Here is a 24,029-nt window from a genome sequence, read left to right on the forward strand (position 1 = left end):
CAAGAACCAAGCGAAGAATAACCTTCCTATCTTGGTTCTTGATTCCTGGCTCTTGATTTTATTTTAATATTTCTTCGATTTTTCCTAATTCCTCCGTCGAAAACACGATATTATCCAGGCACTTCAACGAATCAGCTAATTGCTCTGGCCGACTGGCGCCAATTAACACAGATGTTACCCGGTTATCTTTTAATAACCACGACAGTGCCATTTGTGCCAGCGTTTGCCCGCGCTGCACGGCAATATCGTTCAACCTTTTTATCTGGCTAATGCGTTCTTCCGTTACCTGGCTCTCTTGCAGAAAACCTGTAGCCTTCGCCGCACGCGAATCGGCAGGGATGCCGTGCAGATATTTATTGGTTAATAATCCTTGTGCCAAGGGTGAGAATGGGATGCAACCCACACCGTCTTTTTCCAATACATCCAGCAGACCGCCTTCAACCCAGCGCTCAAACATGGAGTATTTAGGTTGATGAATAAGGCATGGCGTGCCCAGTTTTTTTAGTATGCTGATGGCTTTATCGGCCTCATCTGCAGGATAGTTTGATATACCTGCATACAATGCTTTTCCCTGGCGAACTATCAAATCCAGCGCGCCCATAGTTTCTTCCAGCGGGGTTTCCGGGTCGGGTCGGTGGTGGTAAAATATATCCACATAGTCGAGCCTCATGCGTTTTAGGCTTTGGTCGAGGCTTGACACCAGGTACTTCTTTGAGCCCCAGTCGCCATAAGGACCGTCCCACATGGTGTAGCCTGCCTTGCTTGATATAATTAACTCATCACGGTAGCCGCGAAAATCTTCATGCAATAGTTTTCCGAAGTTTTCTTCGGCCGATCCCGGAGGCGGGCCGTAGTTGTTAGCTAAGTCGAAATGAGTGATGCCGCTATCAAAAGCCAGGTGCAAAATTTTGCGGAAGTTTTCCTCCACATCAACACCGCCGAAGTTGTGCCACAAACCCAGCGAAACAGCCGGTAGCTTAATTCCGCTTTTTCCGCAGCGGCGGTATTGCATGTTTTTGTATCTTTCAGATGAGGGTAGATAAGTCATTTGGTTGTTGTTATTTGAACGCTAAAAGTAATATTTTTTGAGAAGAAAGTAGACGTTGTCTGAATCAGAATTTACAGGATTTAAGAATTGTCAATATGCGATCGACGAGCGTAATAAAATAACATGCTAATCTTTTAATTCTGCTAATTCCAGAATTTTGAAAATTCTGATTCAGACAGTTACACCACTTCTGCCACCACAAAAGTACTACCCCCCACAAAAACCAAATCACCTTTTTCCGCATTTTTCTGCGCAGCTTTCAGCGCTTCCGGTACTGATGAGTAAGCTTCGCCATCCAGGCCAAAGCCTGCAGCTTTCAGCCATAGTGCTTTAGCGTCAAGTCCGCGGGGAATGTCCGGCCGGCAAAAGTAATAGCGTGCTTTAGTGGGTAAAATCGTTAATATTTTACTGCTGTCTTTATCATTAACCATTCCAAGTACAAAATGAAGTTTGTTGTACTTCACAGCGGCAATATTTTGCAGTACTTCCTGCATACCTTCTGGATTGTGCCCGGTGTCGCAAATGGTTAATGGATTTTTGCTCAAAACCTCCCAGCGTCCATGTAACCCGGTGAGGGTTTTTACCTGGCCTAACGCGGTCGTTAAGTGTTCGTCGGTTATATTATATCCCAGCAAACGCAATTCATCAACCGCGCAAAGCACCGTTTTTATATTTTTAAGCTGATAGGAACCGGTTAGGTCAAGTCTGAAGTCTGAAGTCCGAAGTCCGGAGTCTGACGTCGGAATAACCTGAACAGCTAAAAATTCATTCAAATTATCTTCTGCATTATGCCTGCCAACCTCTGTATTCCAAACATTAGAGGCAAAGCGAATCTGTGCACCTTCCAAAGCAGCTTTGTTTGTGAATACATCTGCAATCTCCTCCTGGTATTCCCCAATAACAACCGGTGTACTGGGCTTAATAATCCCCGCTTTTTCGCCTGCAATTAACCGCAGCGTATCGCCCAAAATGTTCATATGGTCCCAACCAATATTAGTAACGATGGATAGGAGCGGGGTAATTACATTAGTAGAATCCAGGCGTCCACCCAGGCCCACTTCAACAATGGCAATATCGACCTGTTCTTTTGCAAAAACATCAAAGGCAAGCGCCACCGTCATTTCAAAAAACGACGGCTTTATTTCGTCAAAATCGGCAGTATGGGCCTCTACAAAATCAATTACCGTTTGCTCGCTGATCATTTGGCCGTTTATACGGATGCGCTCGCGGAAATCTTTTAAGTGTGGTGATGTATATAAGCCGGTTTTATAGCCGGCAGTTTGCAAAATAGCTGCCAGCATATGCGATGTGGAGCCTTTGCCATTAGTGCCGCCCACATGCACACTTTTGAATTTATGCTGTGGATTATCTATCCGCTTTAACAGCTCAATGGTATTGGTTAAATCAGCTTTATATGCCGATGCGCCGTCGCGGGTAAAAAGCGGTAGTTGGCTGTAGAGGTATTGGATGGTTTGCTGGTAGTTCATGGTTCATAGTTGATAGTTCATAGCAACTATCGCAAAAGCAAAGCAAATGTATATAATTGTAGATTATGGTTGATAGGTATATCGGAACTAACAGGCAATTATACACTGGAGCTTGCAACTAATGACGCTGCTATGAACTATGAACCATGAACTAATCCACCTTAAACCTAAAAGTATACTGTCCCTTTTGGTTGCCAGAGGCCTGGCTTGATGAAGTGAATTTGGTGTTTTTTATAGCGTCAACACAGCTTTGTATCAGGCTGAGCTCGGCCCTGGTTTTGCTGCGGTTATAATTAGCTGATATTACGCTGCCTGTTGGGTCTACCACAAAGTCAATTACTACCACACCTGGTACGCGGTGGATATTCTGCGGATCTGGCGCGCTAACAAATGTCCAGTTAGGCATACTGAGTCCATTACCCGAGCCGCCAGGTCCATAATTATCACTTAGTGTTGAACCATTTTTGCTTCCCTGGTTGCCCGGCGTTGTTGTTGTGCCGTCGCCCTCGCCGGCACCTTTGTTAGTTGCACCCTTGTATAAAGCGTTTTGGTTAACTGCGGCTTTTACCGCTGGTTTGTTCGGTTGCGCTACCGATACATTGTTCGGCTTTTTAGATTTTGCCGCAACTTCCGGGGCATCCTCCGTATTTTGGGTAACTACATCTTTATCGCTATTTTCAACCTGTGTTTTTTGCTCGGTAGGAGGGGCGGGGGTTACTTTATCGGGTTGTTGCTTGTTGGCTTTTTCGGCAACCGAAGGTTCCTCCATGCTTGCCTGGTTGGTTCCCGAGCCTTCGTCAACGGTGCCATAATTTACAAGTATCCCACCCGTGCCATCGTCCGTTTTTGGTGGGCTTATAAAAACAATAAAATAGCACAAAGCCATTACCACACCAAGTATAATACCCGTTAGTAAAAATGCTTTGGGATAATTATTTTCTTCTTCCTGAATTGTCATTGTTCATGGTTGATAGTTGATAGTTCATGGCCTTTTTACCATGAACTATGAACCATAAGCTATTAACTATTTCGCTACCGTTGCCAGCACCAGCTTAATGTTCAATTTTTGTGCCACGTCCATTACCGATACCACGTCCTGTATGGCTACGGTTTTATCAACGCTTAACACTATAGTTAACTCTGTGGTCAGCTTTTTATAGCCGCCCAATACAGTTGGCAAATCGGTTACTGCTACCGATTTTTTATCAACGGTATATTGTAAATTTTTGTCTATCGAGACATTAACTGTTTTCTTCGAAATTGATTTTCCCGATGACGATTTTGGCAGCAGCAACTTTACAACGTTGGGATTGGTTACTGTTGATGCAATAAGGAAAAACAAAAGCAGGAAAAACATAATGTCGTTCATTGCCGAGGTATGTACCTCGGCCGAAGCTCCCCTGTGCCGTTTTCTTAAATTCATTTGCTCGGTTCTTCTAACAGGTCAATAAATTCAATGGCGTCTGTCTCCAGCCTTAATATTACCTTATCAACCATCATATTTAAAATGTGGTAGCATACATAGGCTACTATACCAACAAACAAACCACCTGCCGATGTTACCATCTTTACATAAAGACCGCCCGATATGGCGCCCATGCTGATGTTATCTGTTTTCGAGATATCATAAAATATTTTGATAACCCCGTATATAGTACCCAAGAAGCCAAACATAGGTGCAATACCGGCAATGATACCTAATATACCTATGTTTTTTTCCAGCTTTGATACTTCCAGTTTGCCCACGTTTTCAATGGCGCCTTCAATATCTTTAATGGGGCGACCAATACGCAGCAAACCCTTTTGCAGCATGCGGCCAAGCGGCGTATTGCTGTTGCGACAAATGGCTATTGCCGACTCAAGGTTCCCGGTTACTATGCTCGACCGTACCTGCAACATCAGGTTCGACTCATTTTTTGAGGCATTACGTATAGTAAAATACCGTTCAAAAAATATCACGAGGCCCAAAATTGCCAGTATCCCTATCGGGATCATGATTACACCGCCACTTATCAGCAAGTCGCCAAAACGCAGCTCCTGTGGTGGGGTAACCTGGCCTGTCCGGCTTAGTGAATCAACAACTTTGTGTGCGGTATCGGCTACTTGTGCCTGTATGAGTAATAATGTCATCCTTTACTGGTTAATTTGAATTATATATGAATCCTGGGGAATTTTACCGGCTTTTACCAAAACATTCTTTGCCGCTTCGGCAGCATCGGGTGTTGTAAATGTTCCTACAGATATTTTAAAACGGGTGCCAGGGGCCTCTTTTTTTGACAATACTTTAACATCGTCGATATTTTTCGCCTTAAATTTCTGCGCTTCTGCATTTGCGCGCCATTCAGTTTTAGAGCTGGTTGCGATTAAATCAAAACGAACGTGTTTGGCCGTGTCGACCACTGGTGCTACAGGTGTAGCGGCTTTAGTAACAGTATCTTTAACAACAGCTGGTTTCTTAACTGTGGTAGTATCGGCTTTAACCTCGTGCCTGTAAACCGGCACATCAGCATCTGTTTTTCCGGTAATACGGTGGTAAGCAGTGCCAATTTTATCGAACACTTGAGGATAGAACTTATAAACGCCAAACGCAGCTAAAGCAAGGGCTGTTACAGCAATTAAAATAATCATCCAAATACTTAGCCCTCTTTTGCGTTCAGCCTCTTCTTCAAAATAAGGCTCGTCTACCACCGGTTGAACTGGCTTTGGCTGTGGTGACGCAGTAGCAGCAGCCGGATCGGTAAGCAATGGCTTTGTGTATTGGTCGTTTATTGTTTGGCCCTGTTTAAAAACAGTTAACGGCGGGTAGCCATAAAAGGCAGGGTCGTCGGTAATTTTTTCGTTTGCTTTAAAAACAAGCTGGTCCTGGGCGGTATAAAAAAGGCCAAGGTCGGCAAAAAGATATTTACCTGTTAGCGCCTGTTCTTTAAGCTTGGCAACAAACTTCTCGGCAAAGTATTTTGATGAAGCCAGCGAGATGTTCTTTTTATCCGCAACATATTGCGTAAAAACATCATCGTCCTTTGGCTGCGGCACAAACTTTACCCGGTGGTAGGGCGGGTAAAATTTACTGTCCTTATCATTGTAAAAACCATTTACACGCTCGCGTACAAAATAGCCAAGGCCCGGCACGCTTACCTCTTCGTACTGTGCCAGTAATTCACTTAAATAATCGGCTAAATTCATCGCGCTAAAAGTACGGTTTATTATAAAATATCAAAAACCTGTCTGCCCGACAGGCAGAGCTTAAAAAGTATAACCAACGCCGCCAAATATATTAAACCCATAATCAGGGTAATATAACCACCTTTGACTGTTTGCGTTTAAAATATTATTTACATGTACAAATACCGAAAAACGGTTATTTATCTTATAATCAACGGCGCCGCTTAAGTCAACAAAAGCATCGATAGATATCGGCCTGGTTACCGTACCAACAGTTAAAGGCAACGGGTCCATTACTCCGCCGCGATACGTTACTGTACCTGATATGCTTATTTTGTTATCAATTTTGAAAACCGTACCACCCTTAAAAACAAGTTTCGGAAGGTTCCACGGTTCAGCAACGGTTGCCATTTGATAGTCTTTAAACTCAATTCTCGCAAAAACATCCACGTCTTCTGAGGCCTTGTAGTCAAGTTCGCCATTTAAACCGTTAACGCGCGACCGGCCCCCATCGTAAATTACCTTAAACCTGTTATAGCCCGTTGCCAGGTTAAAATCACTCACAAATAATGGCATATTCTTAATCTCGCTGCGGAAGACCGTGAACTTAAAGCCGAAGCCCGGGGCGAGGGTTCCCTTTATACCTGCAGCAATATCCAACTGGTCGACAGAATTTTTTATGTCGATATTTTGGCCTATGAACGGGTTGGCCATGGCAAAATCATGCAGCGATGATTTATTAACATCGCCTTTTGCCTCAACAAATATGCGCACGTATTTAGGTATCACCTGCAACTCGGCCCTTGCTGAAGGGAATATGTAAAATGCAGAATTGAAGCCAAACTGGTCCACAATGTTTACGCCCGCATCGATCTTATAATTATCACCCTGGAATTTGATGTAAGGGTTTAACCTTATCAGGCTGTTGTTATAACTGTAGTCGCTATCTTTTTGAGTGCTCAAATCAAGCGATGCCGCTAAACCTGCATAAAATTGTTTAATAGTTTGGTTAAAGAAGCCCGAAAGCACCAGGTTACTTTCCCGGGCCTGGTAGGCGTTGCTAAAAATGTATCCCTTGAGTTTTAAAGCATAGGTGAAATCATTTTCAATATCGCGGTAATTTTTGGCCAGCTCGCCCTCGGCGCCAATAGTGCTGAAGTGTTGCTTGTCATCCCGGGTTGTTACCGGCGGATTAAACTGGCTGAAACCATAAAAATAATTGCTGTTGTAATCGTAGGTAATACGGCCACTTATATTGTTTAGTTCGCCAATGCTTTTGCCAAATATTCCCGCCTCTTCTTTAGCCGAATTTTGTTTATACAGGTTGCCGTTTTGGGCAAAGTGTTTTAAGTAGCCGCCAACTTGCAAGGCATTATCGCGGCCATTGGCAAAATAGGCTTCGCCATACGTAGTTTTCAGGCTACCCAAACCAACCTTTACATAATTGTTGGTCGGTACCGAATCCTGTTCCGCCGGCCTTTTCATAGCGTCAAGGGGTTTAATACTGGTGTTTAACTCCAGCCTTTTATCTATAGGGATATAAACCAGCGGTGCTTTAAATGGCGTTTTATCTTCCAGATCGGGGTTGCGACGTATTTTTACCGCATCGGCCAATACGGGTTTGTAAGCTGTGGTAACCACAATCTCTTCGGAAAGGTTGCCTTGTACCGCATCATTACCTTTGCCTTTTTTGGTAGTATCGGCAGCTGCTTTCGCTACGGCATCACTGAGGCTGGTGCTGCTTTTTGGTGGTGCTGCTTTTACCGTTTTTTTAACGGGCGGCTTAAGCGGCGGCTTTTTGGCTGCTGTTTTTGCAACCGGCTTTTTGCCTTTGTGCTTTGTTTGTGCAGTAGCAGGAACAAAGTATAAAGCTAGTACTAAGGTAAGCAGCGCGTATATATATTTAAATTTCATTGCTCGTCTCATTTTTATTCTTTGTTATCCTGTTTCTTTTCCCCTGGTTTCTTCTCATCCTGTTTCTTGTCATCCGGCTTTTTCTGTTCCATGCCATCGGCCTTGCCGCCGCTCATTTGGTCGAGCTTTTGTTTGGCCGTTGGGATGATGTCGTCGTCGCCTTTGTAATTGTCAATAACGCTTTGCAACGTTGCTCTCGCCTGGAAAACATCTTTCAACGCTTCGTAATTATCAGCCAGCAGGATAAACGTTTTTGTTACCCAGTAATCGTAGTTTGGCAAATCCTTAATTAATTCAAAGCAGGTTTTTTGCGATGCTTTGAACTTGCCCTGTTCAAACTCTATTGCAGCAATGTTATATTTTGCCTCGGCGGCAGCAACTGTTTTGGTGTTTGTTAATGTGTAGTTAAACTCCTTTACAGCATTTGTGGTATCGCCTTTTTGAAGGTAAGCCTGGCCGGCAAATAAACCGGTTTTAAACTTATCCTCCTGTGCAGTTTTTTCGTTGGCACGTACCAGTTTAACATAGTTAAGTGCGTCATCCGCCATTTCCATCTGTGCATAGCATTGCAGCAGGTTGTTTATGGCGAATGTATAATCGGCTTTATACTCTGAGTTTGTTTCCAGCTTTTTTAGGTAGGGGATAGCCTCATTATATTTTTTTTGACCGATATAAAGCTTGGCCATGCTGATTAACGACTGTTCGGTGTATGGGCTTGTCCAATCGTTCAAAATCACATTGTAATCATTAACCGCCTCGGCCGACCTGTTTAAATTTACCAAACTTTGAGCGCGTATAAATCTTGCCTGTTTGTCATAAATAGGTTTAGTCGGGAACTTATCGTAGTAAGCATTTACGGCTCCAACAGCACCCTGCCAGTCGCTGCGCGCATACAAGTTGTTAGCAGCTGTTATCATTATGTTCTCCTGATCTGCCGTGGTGTAATTGGCAATCGGCGTTGTGGCTGCGTAATTGATAAACGTTTGTGCATCGCCTTTATCGGTATAGATTTTCTCAACCTGCTTTAGGGCCATCTTAGCCTCATCGCTTGATGAGTAGTCCTTTATGACTGTTTTAAAAGATTCAACAGCCGCGTCGTCCCTGTCGGCATTGTAGTCGATAATGCCAATAGTAACCAGTGCCCGCGGCACGTAACTGCTGCTCGGGTATTTTTTTATCATTTCCTGCAAGCCGGTTTTTGCCGTTTCGCCGTCGTTTTTTATAAAGTAAGTATAGGCAATCTCAAACGAAGCATCATCCGCGTAATCCGAATTAGGGTACGTATTGAGTAGGTTGGTCAATGTACTTATCTTGGTATCAGGTGCACCTTGCAAACCCTGTATCATACCGCGTTGAAACAAGGCATAGTCCTGGCCCGGTGATTTCTTTTCAATAATGCGATTGTAGTATTCCATTGCCCGGTCGTAGCTTTTCATTACGAAGTAGCTATCGCCGAGGCGGGTAACGGCATCATTTACAGTGTTGGGATCCTTTTCTTCGCCCTGCAAAAACTTCTGGAAGTAAGTAGCCGCTTTTTTATATTGCTCGCCATAAAAAGCTGCATAAGCCAAAGCATAGTTGGCATAGTTGTAAACGCCGGTTTCGCGCGCTTCATCAAAGTCAAGGAATTTCTCAAAGTTCTCCACCGACTCCCCATATTTCCTAACCTCGTACATTGCCTCGGCCATCCAGTACGTGGTTAATACCTGTATGTTCCTGTCAACCGGGTTTTTCAGCGAACGAAGGAAAATACCTATGGCGTTTTCGAAGGCGCGTTCGTTGTAAAACTCCAGCCCGCGGTAATAAGTTACCTTTTGATAGGCAGCCTGAGCACTGGCCGATTTATTAGGGATAGGCTCCAGTATTTCAACTGCTTCTTTGTAATTGTGCGAGTTTAATAACTCCTCGCCCAACAAGGTTTTCATCTCGTCGGTACGGGTTGAGCGTGGATAGTTTTTGAGGTAAAGGCGGGTAGCATCAAGCGCCTGGGTGTTAAAATCAAGTTCGTACGATAGTTTGGCGTATTCGTACAAAGCATCTTCCTGCAATTGGGCATCGAAACTGAGTTTTGACGCAGCAAAAAAAGCACTGCGGGCGCTTTGCTTGTTGTTCATTTTCAGGAACACATTACCCAGCGTGTAGTTACCGTTCTGGCTAAACACATCGTTGCTTTGCTGCAGCTTTACCAGTTCGCTGGCGGCTTTGGAAAAGTTGCCCACTTTAAAATAAGTATAGCCCATCTGGTAGCTATCTTGGGTATTCTGCGTTTTGCCCTTGTCTTCGTCCTCAAACCGCGAATAATATTCGGCCGCTTTATCATAATTGGCCTTAGCGAAATAAGAAGCGCCGATGATGCGCAGCATTTCTGTTTCGTGCTGTTGGTGGGTGTTTTTTACAATAGGGACAGCATAGTTCAGCACGTCATCATACCGCTGATCTAAAAAGTAAACTGCGGTAATATAGTATGGGTAACTGCTTTCGTATTTCTTCGAATTTTTGAGCCGCTCGAAATTTACCAGTGCCAGGTGATAGTCTTTGTTCAAATAGGCTATGTAAGCAAAATAATAGATGGCATCGTCCATAAATGGCGAATGCACATTTTTCACTTCGCTGAATAAGGTCTGTGCGTTTTTATAATCGTTAGTAGCAAAGTAGGCATAGCCTTTACGAAACTTGTATTCGATGTTTTGCCTGCCGCTTAATTCACTGGCCTGTACTTTGTCAAACCACTGCAAAGCTTCGGTATATTTTTCCTGGCGCGAGTAGGAGCGGCCTATCTGGTAGTACGCAATTTTGGTCAGCGGGTTTTCAGGATGCTCTTTTATAAAGCGTAAAAACATGCTTTCGGCATCGTCATTGCCCAGCTCAAGCGCGCATAGTGCCTCGTAATACTGCGCGTTTTCTTTTATAATTGACAGTTCCGATTCGAACTTCGGCTGGGTACTGGTTTTTACCCGGTATGCCTCAACCAGCCTGAATTGCTCTGTTGCCGCTACGTATTTATTTTTATCAAGCAGCTCAATAGCAGCGTGATAGGTGCGGTATACATCAAATGAGGGATTTTGTTGAGCAAAGCCGGAAAAAACAAAAAATATAGGAACAAGAAAGGAGATGTACTTAAGTTTTATCATAAGGAGCAAACTAACGATTTGCGAAAATAGCTAAACCCAAAGGGGATATTCCACATAAGTAATTCACATAGTGTGGAGAACATTGATTCTAACGAAGCATATTTTATACATGGTATAGGTGTGGAAAACTTTACTTAGTGTTGGGAATGGCAATGGTGTAATACGTAGGTGCTCATTGCACACACCCTGTGGTTTATTTATAGCAACCGTTAAAAACCGTAATAGCGAGGTGGCGTGCAATACGCCATTACAAAAAACGTTATATTGTGACAATGAATATTGCTTTTGCATACAGTAAATTATACTGTATCCTGATTTTAATCTTATCCGCCTTACAAACCAATCCCCAGCAACTTGATGCCTTCATCTTCACAGATGAACGTGTTCCTGTCACCCCAAAAGAATTTTATGTAAAAGATGTTATTGACGAACGAACTAATAAAAGCGCGATAGCGTCGATACTACCGGCCAGACAAAACGCAAAACCTTACGCGGTCGACATTAAAGGCGGCGCTTTACCCAGCATTAAACAGTTTGTTAATAATAATCTGCCAAAAAATAAGGAACTACGGCCACTGATTATCGGCCTTAAAAAAATCGGCATAAAAGAAACCGCCCTGCCAAATAACCTGGTTGAAGGGCGGGTGGTGCTCACGTTTTCTTTTTATTTGGATAAGGGTGATAATGATAAAATTCACCTGGCTGATTATAGCGGCACTGCGGTTTATAACCGCGATGCCGTCCAAACCCAAAACATCGGTCCAACCTTACAGCGGGTATTGGTAAATGGGTTGGTTTATATAAATACATGGATGAGCCAGCAGGCCGAAACCAACATCAAACTGGCGCACGGCGTAAAGATTACGTTTAGCGATTATGAAGAAAAGCCCGAAGGCGACAGTATCTATTACTCAATTAAACGCCCTTTAACCTGGGCCGATTTTCAATCGAAAATACCAACCAGCAAATATTCTGCGGAAGTTTTTCCAACTATTGGTTATGATCAGCACGCCGAAATTGTTAAAGGAATAGTAAACCTGCATTTGACGGTAAAAACCTGCCTGCCTAAAAGCGCCTGTTGGGCTAAGGAAGACAGCCGCAGCGATTACACTTTAAACCACGAGCAAAGGCATTTTGATATTGTAAAAATTGTATCGGAACACTTTAAACAGAAACTTGCCGCCGGTAAGCTTACCGTTGATAATTATGAAGGAATGGTTAATATGGAATATCTTGATAAGTATCGCGAAATGAACATAATGCAGAAACAATATGATGATGAAACCAGGCATGGAACAGATACCGCAGAACAGGGTAGGTGGAATTTAAGGATTGATAAGGATCTGAAAGCGTTGGGGATTAAATAATTTACAGTCGCAGTTTAAAATGTATGCTGAAAATCGCTAACTGGTCAAGCCGCAGCCAGCTGTACTTTTATTACATCCAACAAATCATCAATATCAAATGGCTTGGCAATAAAAGCGTCTGGTGCACCCTTTTGGCCAACAGTACCAGCTACGTGGCTGGCCGATATTAAAATAACAGGAATGTCATGGGTTTCATCTCTGGCTTTTACTGCACGGCAAAGGTCGCGGCCATCCATATTTCCCAGCATAATATCCAGTAAAATTAAATCAGGCGTATGGGCCTTGATTTTCTCAAATAAAAAATGTCCGTCTGAAAGGGTTTCCACCTCGTATCCCGATTCCTCCAAAATATATTGCAAAACATCCAATATATCCCTATCGTCATCAACCGCTAATATCCTTCGCATTTTAGTTCATTAATAAAAAGTTTAATAATTAAGGGGTTATATGATACCTGGCCTAAATTATATTGTAACTGCAAGTAAATTGTTAAAAATCCAAAGTGCAATTAATGTACCAGAATATACACCAGAAGGCTTGTTTTTTGTTAACAGCTTAAATATTACTGCTTATTTTGCTTTTTTTAAGCTTAAAAAAATGTTTATAACTAAACAATTCGTTTTTTCAATAAAAATGACGAGTCTGTTTTATCGTATAGGTTAAGAACACATTTGTGTTCACATTTCTGAACTACTGTTCAAAAAAACTGAACATTAAATCTCTTGCAGTACGGGAGGTTAGTGGTAGCTAAGCACTAAAGAGATAAGTTAAAGGGAATCTTCCTTCTTTAAAAACACGTACGACGCTTTTACACATTTTGCACAAAAAAGTCTTCGCATAGGAAAGAAATAGGAAAGCCTTTTCATAAACCAACTTCTGCGCATTTTAAAATGAAACGGTGTGCCGCAGTGCGGGCAGTTATAATCTTCAGATTTGAATTTCTTTTTGGTCAAAATTTACAATAACCTTAAAATTTAAAAAAAAAAGTATATTCAAAAGTAAAAATAATAAATGTTTGGTTTATTAAAATCGTAAAAATATTGCTTCGGGCTTCCGTCAATTAAAAAAATATGTTTTTTTTCGGCAGGTATAGCAAACAAATCTTCGCACGGGCATCCAGAATAAAAAAATTTTAACTAGTAGGCTACGGCTAACTCTGTCGGTGAGTTTAGTGTTGCACCTGGGGCAGAAATATGATTTTCGTCCCGCCTTAGTTGCTTCGGGTTTTTCATTCGCTGCTGTCATAATTCGTAGGTAGGGGGTATTATGTTCAACAAATGTAATAGAAAAATTACAAAAAGCTCAAAGTAATAATAAACTTAATAGCATAATAATATTAAATAAATAACACCAAATTAAATGAAGATATCATGAATTTAGAGGAGGTTATTAACCTTTTCAACCAGTTCAGTTAAGTCGAACGGTTTGTTAATAATAGCATCGCAACCATAAGCCAGCAATTCGCTCTTGTTGTTAACATAGGCTGAATAAATTATCACCGGAACATCCTTAAATTGGGGGTGCGATTTTATTTGAAGACAAAGGTCGCCGCCGTTAACGCCGGCTACACGATAGTCAAGTATGACAAGATCGGGGTTAAACGTTTCGGCCAATGCAATTACCGCATCGCTACGCGATGTGCTCTGTACCTCAAAATCTTCGTAAGTAAGTGTTTCATGAACTATATCCAGTATATCAAGGTTATCATCCAATACTAAAATGCGTTTTGCCATTAACTACTAAAAATAAAAGACATGTAAATTGTACCAGGGTACACTAAAAGATGAGTACGGGCTAAAAACTGATTCGATACAGAGTAAATATAATATATTAATATTACTGTTGCCCAACGTACTGAAAATATTACTTAAAAGGCTTCGCCAAGGCCAATTATCAAACCATTATAACCCTTGCTGAAACCGTAGTCGAGTGCTATGTTCGTGTCGGATCGCTTGTTAAATTTAATACGAAGCCCTGCCCCGGCTGCCGGGTTAATGTAGGCAAAACGGCGCGTATTGGGTTCGCTGGCGCTATTAAAGTTGGTAAATACTACGAAGCCAAATAACCCGTCGTAAGTTATATCGCGCCTGTATTCGGCCTCGAAGTAAATAAGGCTTTCTCCACGGTAGCGGTTTTGTTCGATGCCACGGCCCGACCTTTGGTATGGGTCGTTGCCAATGCCCGGCAAAGAAAGGAATGGCGTCCCGCTCGAAATAGTGGTCCAGTAGTAACTCCAAAAGGCAACAACATTTTTGGGCCCGTCGTTTGTTAACGAAATATATTTCCTGAAGTCGAGGTATACTGATTGTGAGTTGTTGTCGCTACCCAAAAAGCCTGCATTGTGCCGGTAAATAAAGTTTCCGAATATACCCGGCAGCGGGTTGATGGAGTTTTGCCTGGTGTCGTACACCGCATTCAAAGTAAGTCCCGAAGAGAAGGAGTTTTGCCCGGCAGTAGTCCCGTACGGATACCCGGTAAATTCTGGCAGGGTAACATTGGGGTTGTTCGCATCGGGTTTGATACTAAAATAATAATCCAGGTTGTAGCCGACGCCCACATACAAATAGGGCTTTATTCGTTTAAGCACACTTTGATAAAAGCGTATATAATTAAAGTTGACCAAAAGCTTTTCATCTTCACCGCGTTTGCCGCCCAGGCCCCAGGTATATTGAGGGTAAACCAAAAAGCGGATGTCGCCCTGAACATTGTAAGTGTTATCCGGGCTCCAGATACTTGAATGGATTGGCAGGCCATACCGGCCCTTTAAGTTAAAATAAGGCGCAAAAGTTACACTTGACAAATAGGTGGTTTTACGGTCGCCCAAATAGAAACCTGCCGTTGTTGAAGTTACCAGTGCCTTACTGCCACCTGGTACCGATGTCGAAATTGGAAGAATAGAAAAATATACTTGTTTTTTTTCCTGTTTGTTTGACCGGGGGCTAAATTTAAAAAGCCTTGTGGCAATATCTATAAGGTCCCGCTGCCCGGTTGTATCAACCTTTATGTTAGCAGTGTCGGTAGGCGTTTGCGCCAATAGTACAATGGGGAGCAAAAAGCAAAGTGTGGTAAAAAATATTTTATTCATATAATCCTTAAAAGAAAAAATGAAAAATATTGTTTTACTGCGGATATAATATTCTGTTTGAGTGTGTTGTTAAATATGATCAACCAGTTGTTCGCTACCAAAAGCTAATCTTTTAAAAAGCCGGTAACAGCTGCTGAAAACTCGGCATTTTTGCTGGCTGTATTATGATTACCTGGCACATAATTTAACTCCGAGTGAGGTATAAGCTTATTAAGACCAATTTCCGAGCCGCTTTCTTTATCGTCGCTGCCGCGGATGATCAACACTGGTTTGCGCACCGTCGCCAGCTCTTTTTTACTGGTTGACGGCTGCCACTTTTGCTGGTAAGCTAATGCAAGCACGTCAAAAGGCTGCGAACGAATGTATTTCATCATATCATCAACATCATGCTGGCTGGTGTCGCCCATTAATGCTTTGTAGGCGTGTACACGGCGTGGCCAGTCAGGGTTGATATAAGCATCGCCCATGCCGCCCATTACTGCCTTATGCAGCCGCTTATCCAGCACCAAGAGCCTCGACACAATTATGGAACCGCGCGAATAACCCACAGCATCGTAACTTTTAAGATTTAAATGGGTAGCAAGTCCCATTATATCTTTGGCCTCGGCATCATTATTATACCCAGCATCGGTATGCGGCTTGTCTGATTTACCATTACCTCGTTGGTCCAGTATAATTACTTTATACCCGGCAGTTATTAAATCATTGTAAAGCAAACCGCTTTTCCACCCTTGTGACGTGCCCGAAAAGCCATGAATTAAAATTACCGGGTAGCCGTTTCCGCTTATCTCGTAATAAATTTTTGTGCTGTCGAACGAAGTATAGTAAGCGCCATCGGCAGCAGTTTGTGCAAACACGGGGACGCTGAGAACTAGTAACAACGTTGCTATTAAAGTTAAAGGCTTAAGCATTTTTGTTGATTGGGTTAGATTAAGTTGATTAAGGTAAGTCAGATAGTCTGCACAAAATAGAAAACGTTATTTAGTTTTTAAATATTGTTAATTTTAAAACAATAACTAAGCCCTGAGATTGCAACTTAATCAACCACTCACCAATGACAATTGAAGACATCCAAACCCTTTGCCACCAATTTGCCGGCGTAACCGAAGATATAAAGCTGGGCTCGCATTTATGCTTTAACGTGGGTGGTAAAACGTTTCTGTTTACGTCGCCGGATATTGTACCGGTGTCGGCATCAGTTAAGGTGCCCGCCGAGGATTTTGAAGCCATTATATCAAAAGAAGGTTTCTCGCCGCAAGAATACGTTGCCCGCTACAAATGGGTACATATCGATGATATCGACCGATTAAGCTGGCAGGAATGGGAGTTTTATTTAAAACAATCGTACAAGCTAATTGCCGAAAAATTGCCCGCGAAGGTGAGAAAGGAGTTAGGCGTTTAAGCCACGTTCCTTTTCCTTCGGACCTTTCCGACTTCTCCTAATCTCAAATCAACTAACCTCTAATCACTACTCGTCCTTCATATACTTATCCATCCCTGTAGGTGGCACCCATTTACTGCCAGGTTCAAAATAATGCCAAAGCAGGGCCGACACTTTTCTTATCAGCATTACAGCTTCGTTGTCATCTGTCCAGCGTTGGTCTTTATTATGATTAGTGATGACAGAAAAAACGTAATCGCCATGCGGGGCGTTAACCATCACAGTTTCTGATTTTGATTCGTCCAATGCACCCTGTTTCGATGCCGTTTGAATATAAGGCGGTATTTGCGATATGGCTTTATCATCCCAAAATATGCGCCCCATGTTTCGGTACATGCGTTCGCTGGCTGCCGGGCTAACTGCTTCGCCGTTGCGTATCATGGTAAACAGGCGGCACATTTCAAAAGGTGTGGTAACGCCCCAGCCATATTTTGCACGAATAGCCTCGCGGCCCGGAACACGCGAGTTAACGCGCATCACCTTAAATCCGTTTTTGTCAAGCCAGTTGTTTATATAGTCGCCGCCAACGAGTTTTTGCAGCCAAACACTGGCGGTGTTATCGCTCATGGTAATCATCAGCAGGGCAACCTTGCTTACTTCAATAGTATCCTTATCCTTAAACGAGCCTAAAATATCTTCGCCCTTATAAAGCAACGAGTCGCGGTAAACCAGTTTTTGGTTGTATTGCATTTCGCCTTTTTCAATTTTATCCATCAGTCCGCATTGAATGCTAACCTTTATCATGCTGGCGGTTGGGAAAAGTGTATCGGCATTCATGGCGGCGGTTTTGCCGGTTTTAAGGTTATGTACATAAATGCCCACCTGGCCGTTGAAGCCCTTTACAGCATCCTGCAGTTTGGCGGTAAGTTTTGCATCGGTTTGGGCGAAGGAGGCTGATGTTATGAAGAAGGCAAATATTATAAATTTGTATTTCATAAAACTAAGATACGTGATTGTTGTCTTGTTGGTGTGCCGCTAATGAAACGATGTAAAAAAATGGAACACGCTTACTATGAGATAATTATAAGTACGGATAAAAAATATAATTCCTTAATATCTGATTATTAGTAATTTACATATATAGATTTTGTAAAATCATAAATATCTGATAATGAGAATGTTTCATAGCGTTCGGGGTGTTCCGTATGAAAAAATGGAACGCTTTGCCTGCTGTAACTATCGATCTGAATGACAAAATAATTCTTCCGAACACCCATGGTGACAGCTCCAACAAAGGCGAATAGGGAAATGGTAAGCACGGAAGGGTGGGAACAGCGAAAATCCTAAAATCATACAAATCCAATAAATCATAGTTCAAACACGTACATCAATTGTATCAAAAACGGACGGAAATAAATTAACAAAATGATTTAATGTATTAATTATCAATAATTTAAACCTTTGGCATTTTCTTAGCCGAAGTTCAATAGATATTAATCGGTAATGAGTTTAAGCAGGCGAACACCCAATGAACTAATGAACCATTAAACCAATGAACTATGATAAGAAGTTATTTAAAAACCGCTTTCCGCTTTTTGTTGAAAAACAAGACATTTAGCGCCATCAATATTTTTGGCCTGGCTGCTGGTACGCTTTGCTGCCTGTATATATTATTGTACGTGCAGGAACAGTATAGCTATGATAAACAGCACAAAGATGCAAAAAGCATTTACCGCATCACAACCGACCTGGCGTTGACTGGCGATAAACACCACGGCGGTGCTTCGTCGCCGCCAATTTCGCCGGCCATCAGGAGTAATTTCCCGGAGGTATTGAATTACACCCGGGTGGTGGAAACCGATAAGCTTGGCGCTAAGGAACACCTGCTACGTTATAAAGAGCAGTCGTTTTACGAGGAAGGCGCATACTACGTCGATTCAACCTTCTTCGATGTTTTTACTTATAATTTTGTTGAAGGGCATGCGCCGCATGCGCTGGATGAGCCGTATTCCATCGTGCTGTTAAAATCTACAGCCGAAAAACTTTTCGGGCGCGAGCCTGCATTGGGCAAGTTGATTAATATTAATGATAGCTGGGGCAAACATGACTTTAGGGTTACCGGCGTGGTTGACGAGAGCCTTGGCAAATCGCACCTGCAGGCCAACATGTTCATCACTATGAAAAGCGGCGAAGCAGGAAATGGCATAGCCAATAATCACGAATGGGCCGGGAATAACTTTTTGTTTGCTTACTTAAAGCTAAAGCCAGGAGCCGACGCCAATGCCCTCGAAAAAAAGTTGCCTGCTTTCTTAAATAAAAACGCTGGCCAGGAAATGAAAGCCATGGGTATGACTAAAGTATTGCACCTGCAACCGGTTACCTCTATACATACCACCGGCGGTTTTGAAATTGAACTCACCAAAACCACCGATCCATCTTTTCTTTTTATACTTATCCTGATAGCGGTTATGATACAGGTTATCGCCTGCATCAACTTCATGAACCTGTCTACTGCCCGCGCATCTAAACGTGCCAAGGAAGTGGGCGTACGCAAGGTGATAGGCGCAGGGAAATACGATTTAATCAAACAGTTTTTGGGCGAATCGTTCCTGCTGGCTTTTATCGGCGTAATTATAGCGCTGCCACTGCTGTGGGTAGCCCTGCCTTACTTAAATAATATTACCCGGACCAATATCCAACTATCCTTTTTTGCCGATTACCGCCTTTGGCTGATGCTTGCAGGCCTTGTTTTGGTTACAGGTTTGGTTGCCGGCAGCTATCCGGCATTTTATTTATCTGCATTCGAGGCTATCAAGGTTATCAAAGGCAATTTTACCAATAAGGTATCTGCTGCAGGTATTCGCCGCTCATTGGTGGTGTTCCAGTTTGTACTTTCCATCGTCCTGATTACCGGTATCATTATTATTTATAGCCAGCTGAATTTTATTAAATCAAAAGATTTAGGTTTTGATAAGAACCAGAAGCTGGTATTCAACTTTTATACCAACGATGCACAAACACAGATGCCTGCACTGGCGAATGATTTAAAACAGCTTGCCGATGTGAAAGCTGTTACCAGCGCGGATAATTATCTTAGTCAGTTTGTTATGCACGACCATGGCGTTTACCCGGCCGGCGGCAATATGGCTACTGCTATTGATGCGCAAAATATAGCCAGCGACGAGTTCTTCATGAAAGCCAATGGTATCAAGCTAGTGAGTGGCCGCGACTTTATGAAAGGCGACTCGGGAAAGGTGCTCATTAACCAAACCCTGATGAAGCGTGTCAACTTAAACGAGCAAACCGTTATTGGTGCAAAACTTTATACACAATATGGTAATAATCCGCTATCGTTTGTTACAGTTGCCGGTGTGATGAAGGATTTTAATTATAACTCCCTGCACAGCGATGTAAGGCCGTTTATGCTGGTTTATGATAAAGACCCGAGAGATTTTACAAGTATGATAGTATCTACCAGCAGTAAGGATTACAAAACTCTGCTTAGCCAGGTAGGCGCCATCTGGAAAAAGGATTTGCCATCGGTGCCGTTTACCTATTCGTTCCTCGATAGCGAGGTGCAAAAACAATACGAAACCGAAATTATTTTATCGCAAATCATCAACTCGTTCACATTGGTTGCCATCCTGATATCGTGTCTTGGCTTGTTTGGTCTTGCCGCCTTCAGCGCAGAGCAGCGGAGCAAGGAGATAGGCATACGCAAGGTTTTAGGTTCAAGCGTATCGGGTATAGTGGGCCTGCTGTCGAAAGATTTTTTAATACTTGTTGTAGTATCATTTGTTATTGCAACACCATTCACCTGGTATTTCGCCAGCAAGTGGCTGCAGGGGTTCTCCTATCGCATACCACTTAGCTGGTGGATGTTTGGATTAGCAGGAATACTGGCAATGGTTATAGCACTGTTAACAGTAAGCTCGCAGGCAATAAAAGCAGCATTGATGAACCCGGTGAAAAGTCTTAAAAGGGAGTGATTAGAGTTTAGAGACCAAAGATTAGTTGAAAGAGTGTAAGTGCTAATGAATTGGCTACCAATAAACTAGTGAACGAATGAACTAACCCTATGATAAAAAACTATATAAAAATTGCTTGGCGCAACATTGTTAACAATAAGGTTTACAGCGCGCTGAATATTGTTGGTTTGGCGGCTGGCATGGCCGTGGCTTTGCTGATTGCTCTTTGGGTCAATTACCAATATTCATTTGATAAATTTTTACCCGACTACGAGCACGCTTACCAGGTTAGGCGCAACTTTAACAGTAATGGCGACACGCTTACGTTCGGTTCAACCTCGCTGAAGCTCGCCGCTGTGCTGCGCAGCCAGGTTCCTGGATTTGCACAGGTCGCTGAATCTGACTTTGGCAGCTCGCATGGCCTGATGGTTGGTGCCAAAAAGCTTCTGTTAAACGGGCAGCAGGTTGGCAGCGGTTTTATGGAGATTTTTAAATTCAAAGTTATCAATGGCGCCGCAAAAAACGCGCTTGTCGACCCGCTGAGTATCGTACTGACTGAATCGACCGCTAAGTCTTTATTCGGCGATGAAAACCCTATAAATAAGGTAGTCCGTGTGGATAATAGGGATAACCTTAAAGTAACTGCGGTAATTCAAAACCTGCCGGCCAACAGTTCTTTTCAATTTAAATACCTGCTGCCGTTCAGCTACCTTGTGCAGGTTGAGGCTCTCCAATCGCAGTATGGTGGTAGCTTTGGCAACAACGGCTATCAACTATTTGCAGCGCTTAAACCCGGCGTAACTTATTCAAAAGTGGCTGTCAAAATAAAGGATATCGAAAAAACGCAAACTGATAACATAAACGCCATGAGCTCGAGCGTTATCATGCAGCCCATAGCAGACTGGCATCTTTATGGTTCGTACAAAAATGGGAAAGCAGTTGATGGATTTATTGAATATGTACGTATTTTCGGTATCGTAGGCATATTGGTTCTGCTTATTGCCTGTATCAACTTTGTCAACCTTTCTACTGCGCGCTCCGAAAAACGGGCACGTGAAGTTGGCGTGCGTAAAGCGATCGGCTCAGGTCGACGGGACCTGATCTTCCAATTTCTGACAGAATCAGCAGTCCTTACATTTTTATCATTCGTGCTTGGTGTAGTGCTGGTTGATATTTGTTTACCCGCGTTTAATGCGCTCGCTGGCACTGTAATCAATATACCATTTGCAAGCGGATGGTTTTGGCTGACGGTTTTTTGCGGTATTTTACTGACTTCTGTTATAGCCGGAAGCCGTCCTGCGTTTTACCTGTCGTCGTTCAATCCCGTTAAAGTATTAAAAGGAACTTTTAGGGCTCCGAAATCCGCCGCGTTTTCGAGAAGAATATTGGTGGTAGCGCAGTTTAGCTGTTCAATTATGCTCATTATCAGCACGGTCATTATATACCGACAAGTTGAATATGCACGCAATCGCCCAACTGGTTACGATATCAGCCGCGTGATAACAAGCGGCATGAATAATAACCTTTATAGTAATTATGAGGCTTTAAAACATGAGTTGTTACAGAACGGTGTAGTCAGCTCAATAGCCATGGCGTCAAGCCCGGCAACAGATATCGATTCGCATATGGACCTGGATTACTTCCAGGGAAAGCGCCCGGGTGAAACCGTTGAAATGGGTCGTATATCGGTAGCACCTGACTATTTTAAAACCCTTGGGATGAAGATAGTGGCAGGACGGGGCTTTATTAACGGTGCAAAATCTGATTCATCGGCATTGCTGTTGAACGAAGCGGCGGTAAAACGCCTCCGGCTGGCTAACCCGCTCGGCGAAAAAATTGTGAAGAACGGGATGACGTATAGAGTTATTGGCGTAGTAAAGGATGCATTAATGAGCTCGCCTTATGCCGCCGCCGACCCCACGATGTTTCAACTGGGAGGTGGCGATAACCTGCTTTACAAACTATCGCCCAACGTGCCTCCTCACGAAGCCATAACCAAATTGACAGACATCTTTAATAAATTCAGCCCGGCCTATCCATATGATTATCGCTTTGTAGACAATGAATACAACCGGAAATTTAACGAGGAAGAGTTGGTAGGTAAACTTGTCGGCGTATTTGCCGCGCTGGCCATATTTATTTCCTGCCTTGGTTTGTTTGGCCTGGCCGCCTTTGTTGCTGAACAACGGACCAAAGAAATTGGCGTACGCAAAGTATTGGGTGCCACCGTAACCCAGGTTTGGATGCTGTTGTCAAAAGACTTTGTGGTGCTGGTAGTTATCAGCTGTGTGATAGCATCGCCCATAGCCTTGTATTTTTTACAAAAGTGGCTAATGAAGTATGATTACAGGATAACTATAGGGCCGGGTGTTTTTATAATATCGGCCATTGTGGCGATAGTTATCACTTTGCTAACCATAAGCACACAAGCAATAAAAGCCGCACTGGCAAACCCGGTGAAGAGCCTTAAAAATGAGTAGGCAGTTGGCAGTCGAATAATTAAATCAGAATTTACAGGATGAATACCGACCCTGTAAATTCTGATTCAGACGATATTGCCTTACTTTCCACTAATGAACCAATGAACGAATTACCAAAGAAACAAGGGCACTAACCAAATTGGCGAAATATAATACGGGTCGTAATACGGCTCGTAATAGGTAACAGTTTCCTGTTCAATATAGTCGTTGCCGAAACTACCACCACCATTGTTGCCGCCCTGGTTTTGATTTTGCTCCTGTTCCTGCTGCATGAGCTTTATCATCAGCTCCGAGCCCTGGTTTACCATATCAACCATGGCATCGTCGCCAACTTCTTCGGGCTTGATGGCAGCATTACATATTTCTTCTATTTCGCTCCAGTTATTGTCCGAAACCAAATCCATCTGCCAACCTGCCGATGTGGTATCGAACCTGTTCTCGTTAATGAACGACATGAACACAATTTCGGCCGGATCAACCTTTTTAAATATGGCTACTGCAATCCGCAGGTCGTCAAAGCGTTCGTTATCGGTATAACTGAACCATGCATCGTCAGTCTCAAAATCGAAATAGCGTTCAAACGCAAATTCGCCTTTTTCCAGGTCGACGTACGAGAAAATATCGTAAACTTTCAGGTACTCGGTATAGCGCTTCATAAAGGTATCGAACACCTGGCGGCCACTGGCGGTAACCTGGTAGTTCATGCCACTGGTGGTCATATAACCTTTCGACATAAGGTCGATAAACAAGGGCTCCAGCACACTGTCGTCGCCATTGGCAACGGTTTGAAACTGGTGTGTGCCATTTATCATCTCGTTTAAAATGATAATGGCTTTAAATGATTTTTTATTATCGTTTGTTAAATACATGGGGGTAAAAAAAAAACGTCATTGCGAGGAACGAAGCAATCTCTTCACATGCTAATCAATGAAGTACGATATTTGGGGAAACGTGCATTCGGCATACAGGATGCAATAAACATTAAGTTTCCTGACTGTCCTGTGCA

The 24,029-nt window shown here is 42.9% G+C and carries 18 protein-coding genes; 4 read left to right on the forward strand and 14 right to left on the reverse strand.

The window, feature by feature from the left end:
* Window positions 1-58: 58 nt before the first annotated feature.
* From mgrA to Q0R52_RS00770, 8 genes are all read right to left on the reverse strand, one after another.
* Entirely contained in the window at window positions 59-1,048 is a 990-nt protein-coding gene (gene mgrA / locus Q0R52_RS00735) for an L-glyceraldehyde 3-phosphate reductase (protein WP_295790953.1), read from the reverse strand.
* Window positions 1,049-1,227: 179 nt separating this feature from the next.
* Complete coding sequence (locus tag Q0R52_RS00740) at window positions 1,228-2,535, reverse strand: folylpolyglutamate synthase/dihydrofolate synthase family protein (RefSeq protein WP_295790955.1); 1,308 nt, start codon at window positions 2,533-2,535, stop codon at window positions 1,228-1,230.
* Between the two features lie 151 nt (window positions 2,536-2,686).
* Complete coding sequence (locus Q0R52_RS00745) at window positions 2,687-3,493, reverse strand: energy transducer TonB (RefSeq protein ID WP_295790957.1); 807 nt, start codon at window positions 3,491-3,493, stop codon at window positions 2,687-2,689.
* A gap of 66 nt (window positions 3,494-3,559) precedes the next feature.
* A complete protein-coding gene (locus Q0R52_RS00750) occupies window positions 3,560-3,958 on the reverse strand; it encodes a biopolymer transporter ExbD (protein ID WP_295790959.1) in 399 nt (132 codons plus the stop codon).
* Window positions 3,955-4,665 (reverse strand): MotA/TolQ/ExbB proton channel family protein, encoded by a 711-nt coding sequence (locus Q0R52_RS00755; RefSeq protein WP_252792660.1) that lies wholly within the window; start codon window positions 4,663-4,665, stop codon window positions 3,955-3,957. Before Q0R52_RS00755 ends, Q0R52_RS00750 begins: the two co-directional genes overlap by 4 nt.
* A gap of 3 nt (window positions 4,666-4,668) precedes the next feature.
* Window positions 4,669-5,718 (reverse strand): SPOR domain-containing protein, encoded by a 1,050-nt coding sequence (locus Q0R52_RS00760; protein ID WP_295790966.1) that lies wholly within the window; start codon window positions 5,716-5,718, stop codon window positions 4,669-4,671.
* A 60-nt stretch (window positions 5,719-5,778) separates the two neighbouring features.
* Window positions 5,779-7,611, reverse strand: a complete 1,833-nt coding sequence (locus Q0R52_RS00765) for a hypothetical protein (protein ID WP_295790969.1) — start codon at window positions 7,609-7,611, stop codon at window positions 5,779-5,781.
* Between the two features lie 14 nt (window positions 7,612-7,625).
* Window positions 7,626-10,742 carry a tetratricopeptide repeat protein gene (locus tag Q0R52_RS00770; protein WP_295790971.1) on the reverse strand — a complete coding sequence of 1,039 codons (3,117 nt, stop codon included), beginning with the start codon at window positions 10,740-10,742 and terminating at the stop codon, window positions 7,626-7,628.
* Window positions 10,743-11,014: 272 nt separating this feature from the next.
* Between Q0R52_RS00770 and Q0R52_RS00775 the strand changes: the two genes are divergently transcribed.
* Window positions 11,015-12,109 carry a hypothetical protein gene (locus Q0R52_RS00775; RefSeq protein ID WP_295790973.1) on the forward strand — a complete coding sequence of 365 codons (1,095 nt, stop codon included), beginning with the start codon at window positions 11,015-11,017 and terminating at the stop codon, window positions 12,107-12,109.
* A gap of 44 nt (window positions 12,110-12,153) precedes the next feature.
* Here Q0R52_RS00775 and Q0R52_RS00780 read toward each other — a convergent pair whose 3' ends face one another.
* The 4 genes from Q0R52_RS00780 to Q0R52_RS00795 form a co-directional block, all read right to left on the reverse strand.
* Complete coding sequence (locus Q0R52_RS00780; protein ID WP_252792655.1) at window positions 12,154-12,516, reverse strand: response regulator; 363 nt, start codon at window positions 12,514-12,516, stop codon at window positions 12,154-12,156.
* Between the two features lie 969 nt (window positions 12,517-13,485).
* Entirely contained in the window at window positions 13,486-13,842 is a 357-nt protein-coding gene (locus tag Q0R52_RS00785; RefSeq protein WP_295790980.1) for a response regulator, read from the reverse strand.
* A 134-nt stretch (window positions 13,843-13,976) separates the two neighbouring features.
* On the reverse strand, window positions 13,977-15,194 hold the full coding sequence (locus tag Q0R52_RS00790) for a BamA/TamA family outer membrane protein (protein WP_295790987.1): 1,218 nt from the start codon (window positions 15,192-15,194) through the stop codon (window positions 13,977-13,979).
* Window positions 15,195-15,298: 104 nt separating this feature from the next.
* Window positions 15,299-16,105 (reverse strand): alpha/beta hydrolase, encoded by an 807-nt coding sequence (locus Q0R52_RS00795; RefSeq protein ID WP_295790989.1) that lies wholly within the window; start codon window positions 16,103-16,105, stop codon window positions 15,299-15,301.
* Between the two features lie 143 nt (window positions 16,106-16,248).
* Between Q0R52_RS00795 and Q0R52_RS00800 the strand changes: the two genes are divergently transcribed.
* Window positions 16,249-16,596 carry an MmcQ/YjbR family DNA-binding protein gene (locus Q0R52_RS00800; RefSeq protein WP_295790992.1) on the forward strand — a complete coding sequence of 116 codons (348 nt, stop codon included), beginning with the start codon at window positions 16,249-16,251 and terminating at the stop codon, window positions 16,594-16,596.
* A 66-nt stretch (window positions 16,597-16,662) separates the two neighbouring features.
* Here Q0R52_RS00800 and Q0R52_RS00805 read toward each other — a convergent pair whose 3' ends face one another.
* Window positions 16,663-17,571 (reverse strand): serine hydrolase, encoded by a 909-nt coding sequence (locus Q0R52_RS00805; RefSeq protein ID WP_295790995.1) that lies wholly within the window; start codon window positions 17,569-17,571, stop codon window positions 16,663-16,665.
* Window positions 17,572-18,134: 563 nt separating this feature from the next.
* On the opposite strand from Q0R52_RS00805, the gene Q0R52_RS00810 reads away from it, so the two are divergent.
* On the forward strand, window positions 18,135-20,564 hold the full coding sequence (locus Q0R52_RS00810) for an ABC transporter permease (RefSeq protein ID WP_295790997.1): 2,430 nt from the start codon (window positions 18,135-18,137) through the stop codon (window positions 20,562-20,564).
* Between the two features lie 89 nt (window positions 20,565-20,653).
* Complete coding sequence (locus Q0R52_RS00815) at window positions 20,654-23,023, forward strand: ABC transporter permease (protein WP_295791000.1); 2,370 nt, start codon at window positions 20,654-20,656, stop codon at window positions 23,021-23,023.
* A 110-nt stretch (window positions 23,024-23,133) separates the two neighbouring features.
* Here Q0R52_RS00815 and Q0R52_RS00820 read toward each other — a convergent pair whose 3' ends face one another.
* Window positions 23,134-23,892 (reverse strand): hypothetical protein, encoded by a 759-nt coding sequence (locus Q0R52_RS00820; RefSeq protein ID WP_295791002.1) that lies wholly within the window; start codon window positions 23,890-23,892, stop codon window positions 23,134-23,136.
* Window positions 23,893-24,029 lie beyond the last annotated feature (137 nt).

It is taken from the genome of Mucilaginibacter sp., assembly GCF_025359345.1.
Lineage (GTDB): Bacteria > Bacteroidota > Bacteroidia > Sphingobacteriales > Sphingobacteriaceae > Mucilaginibacter.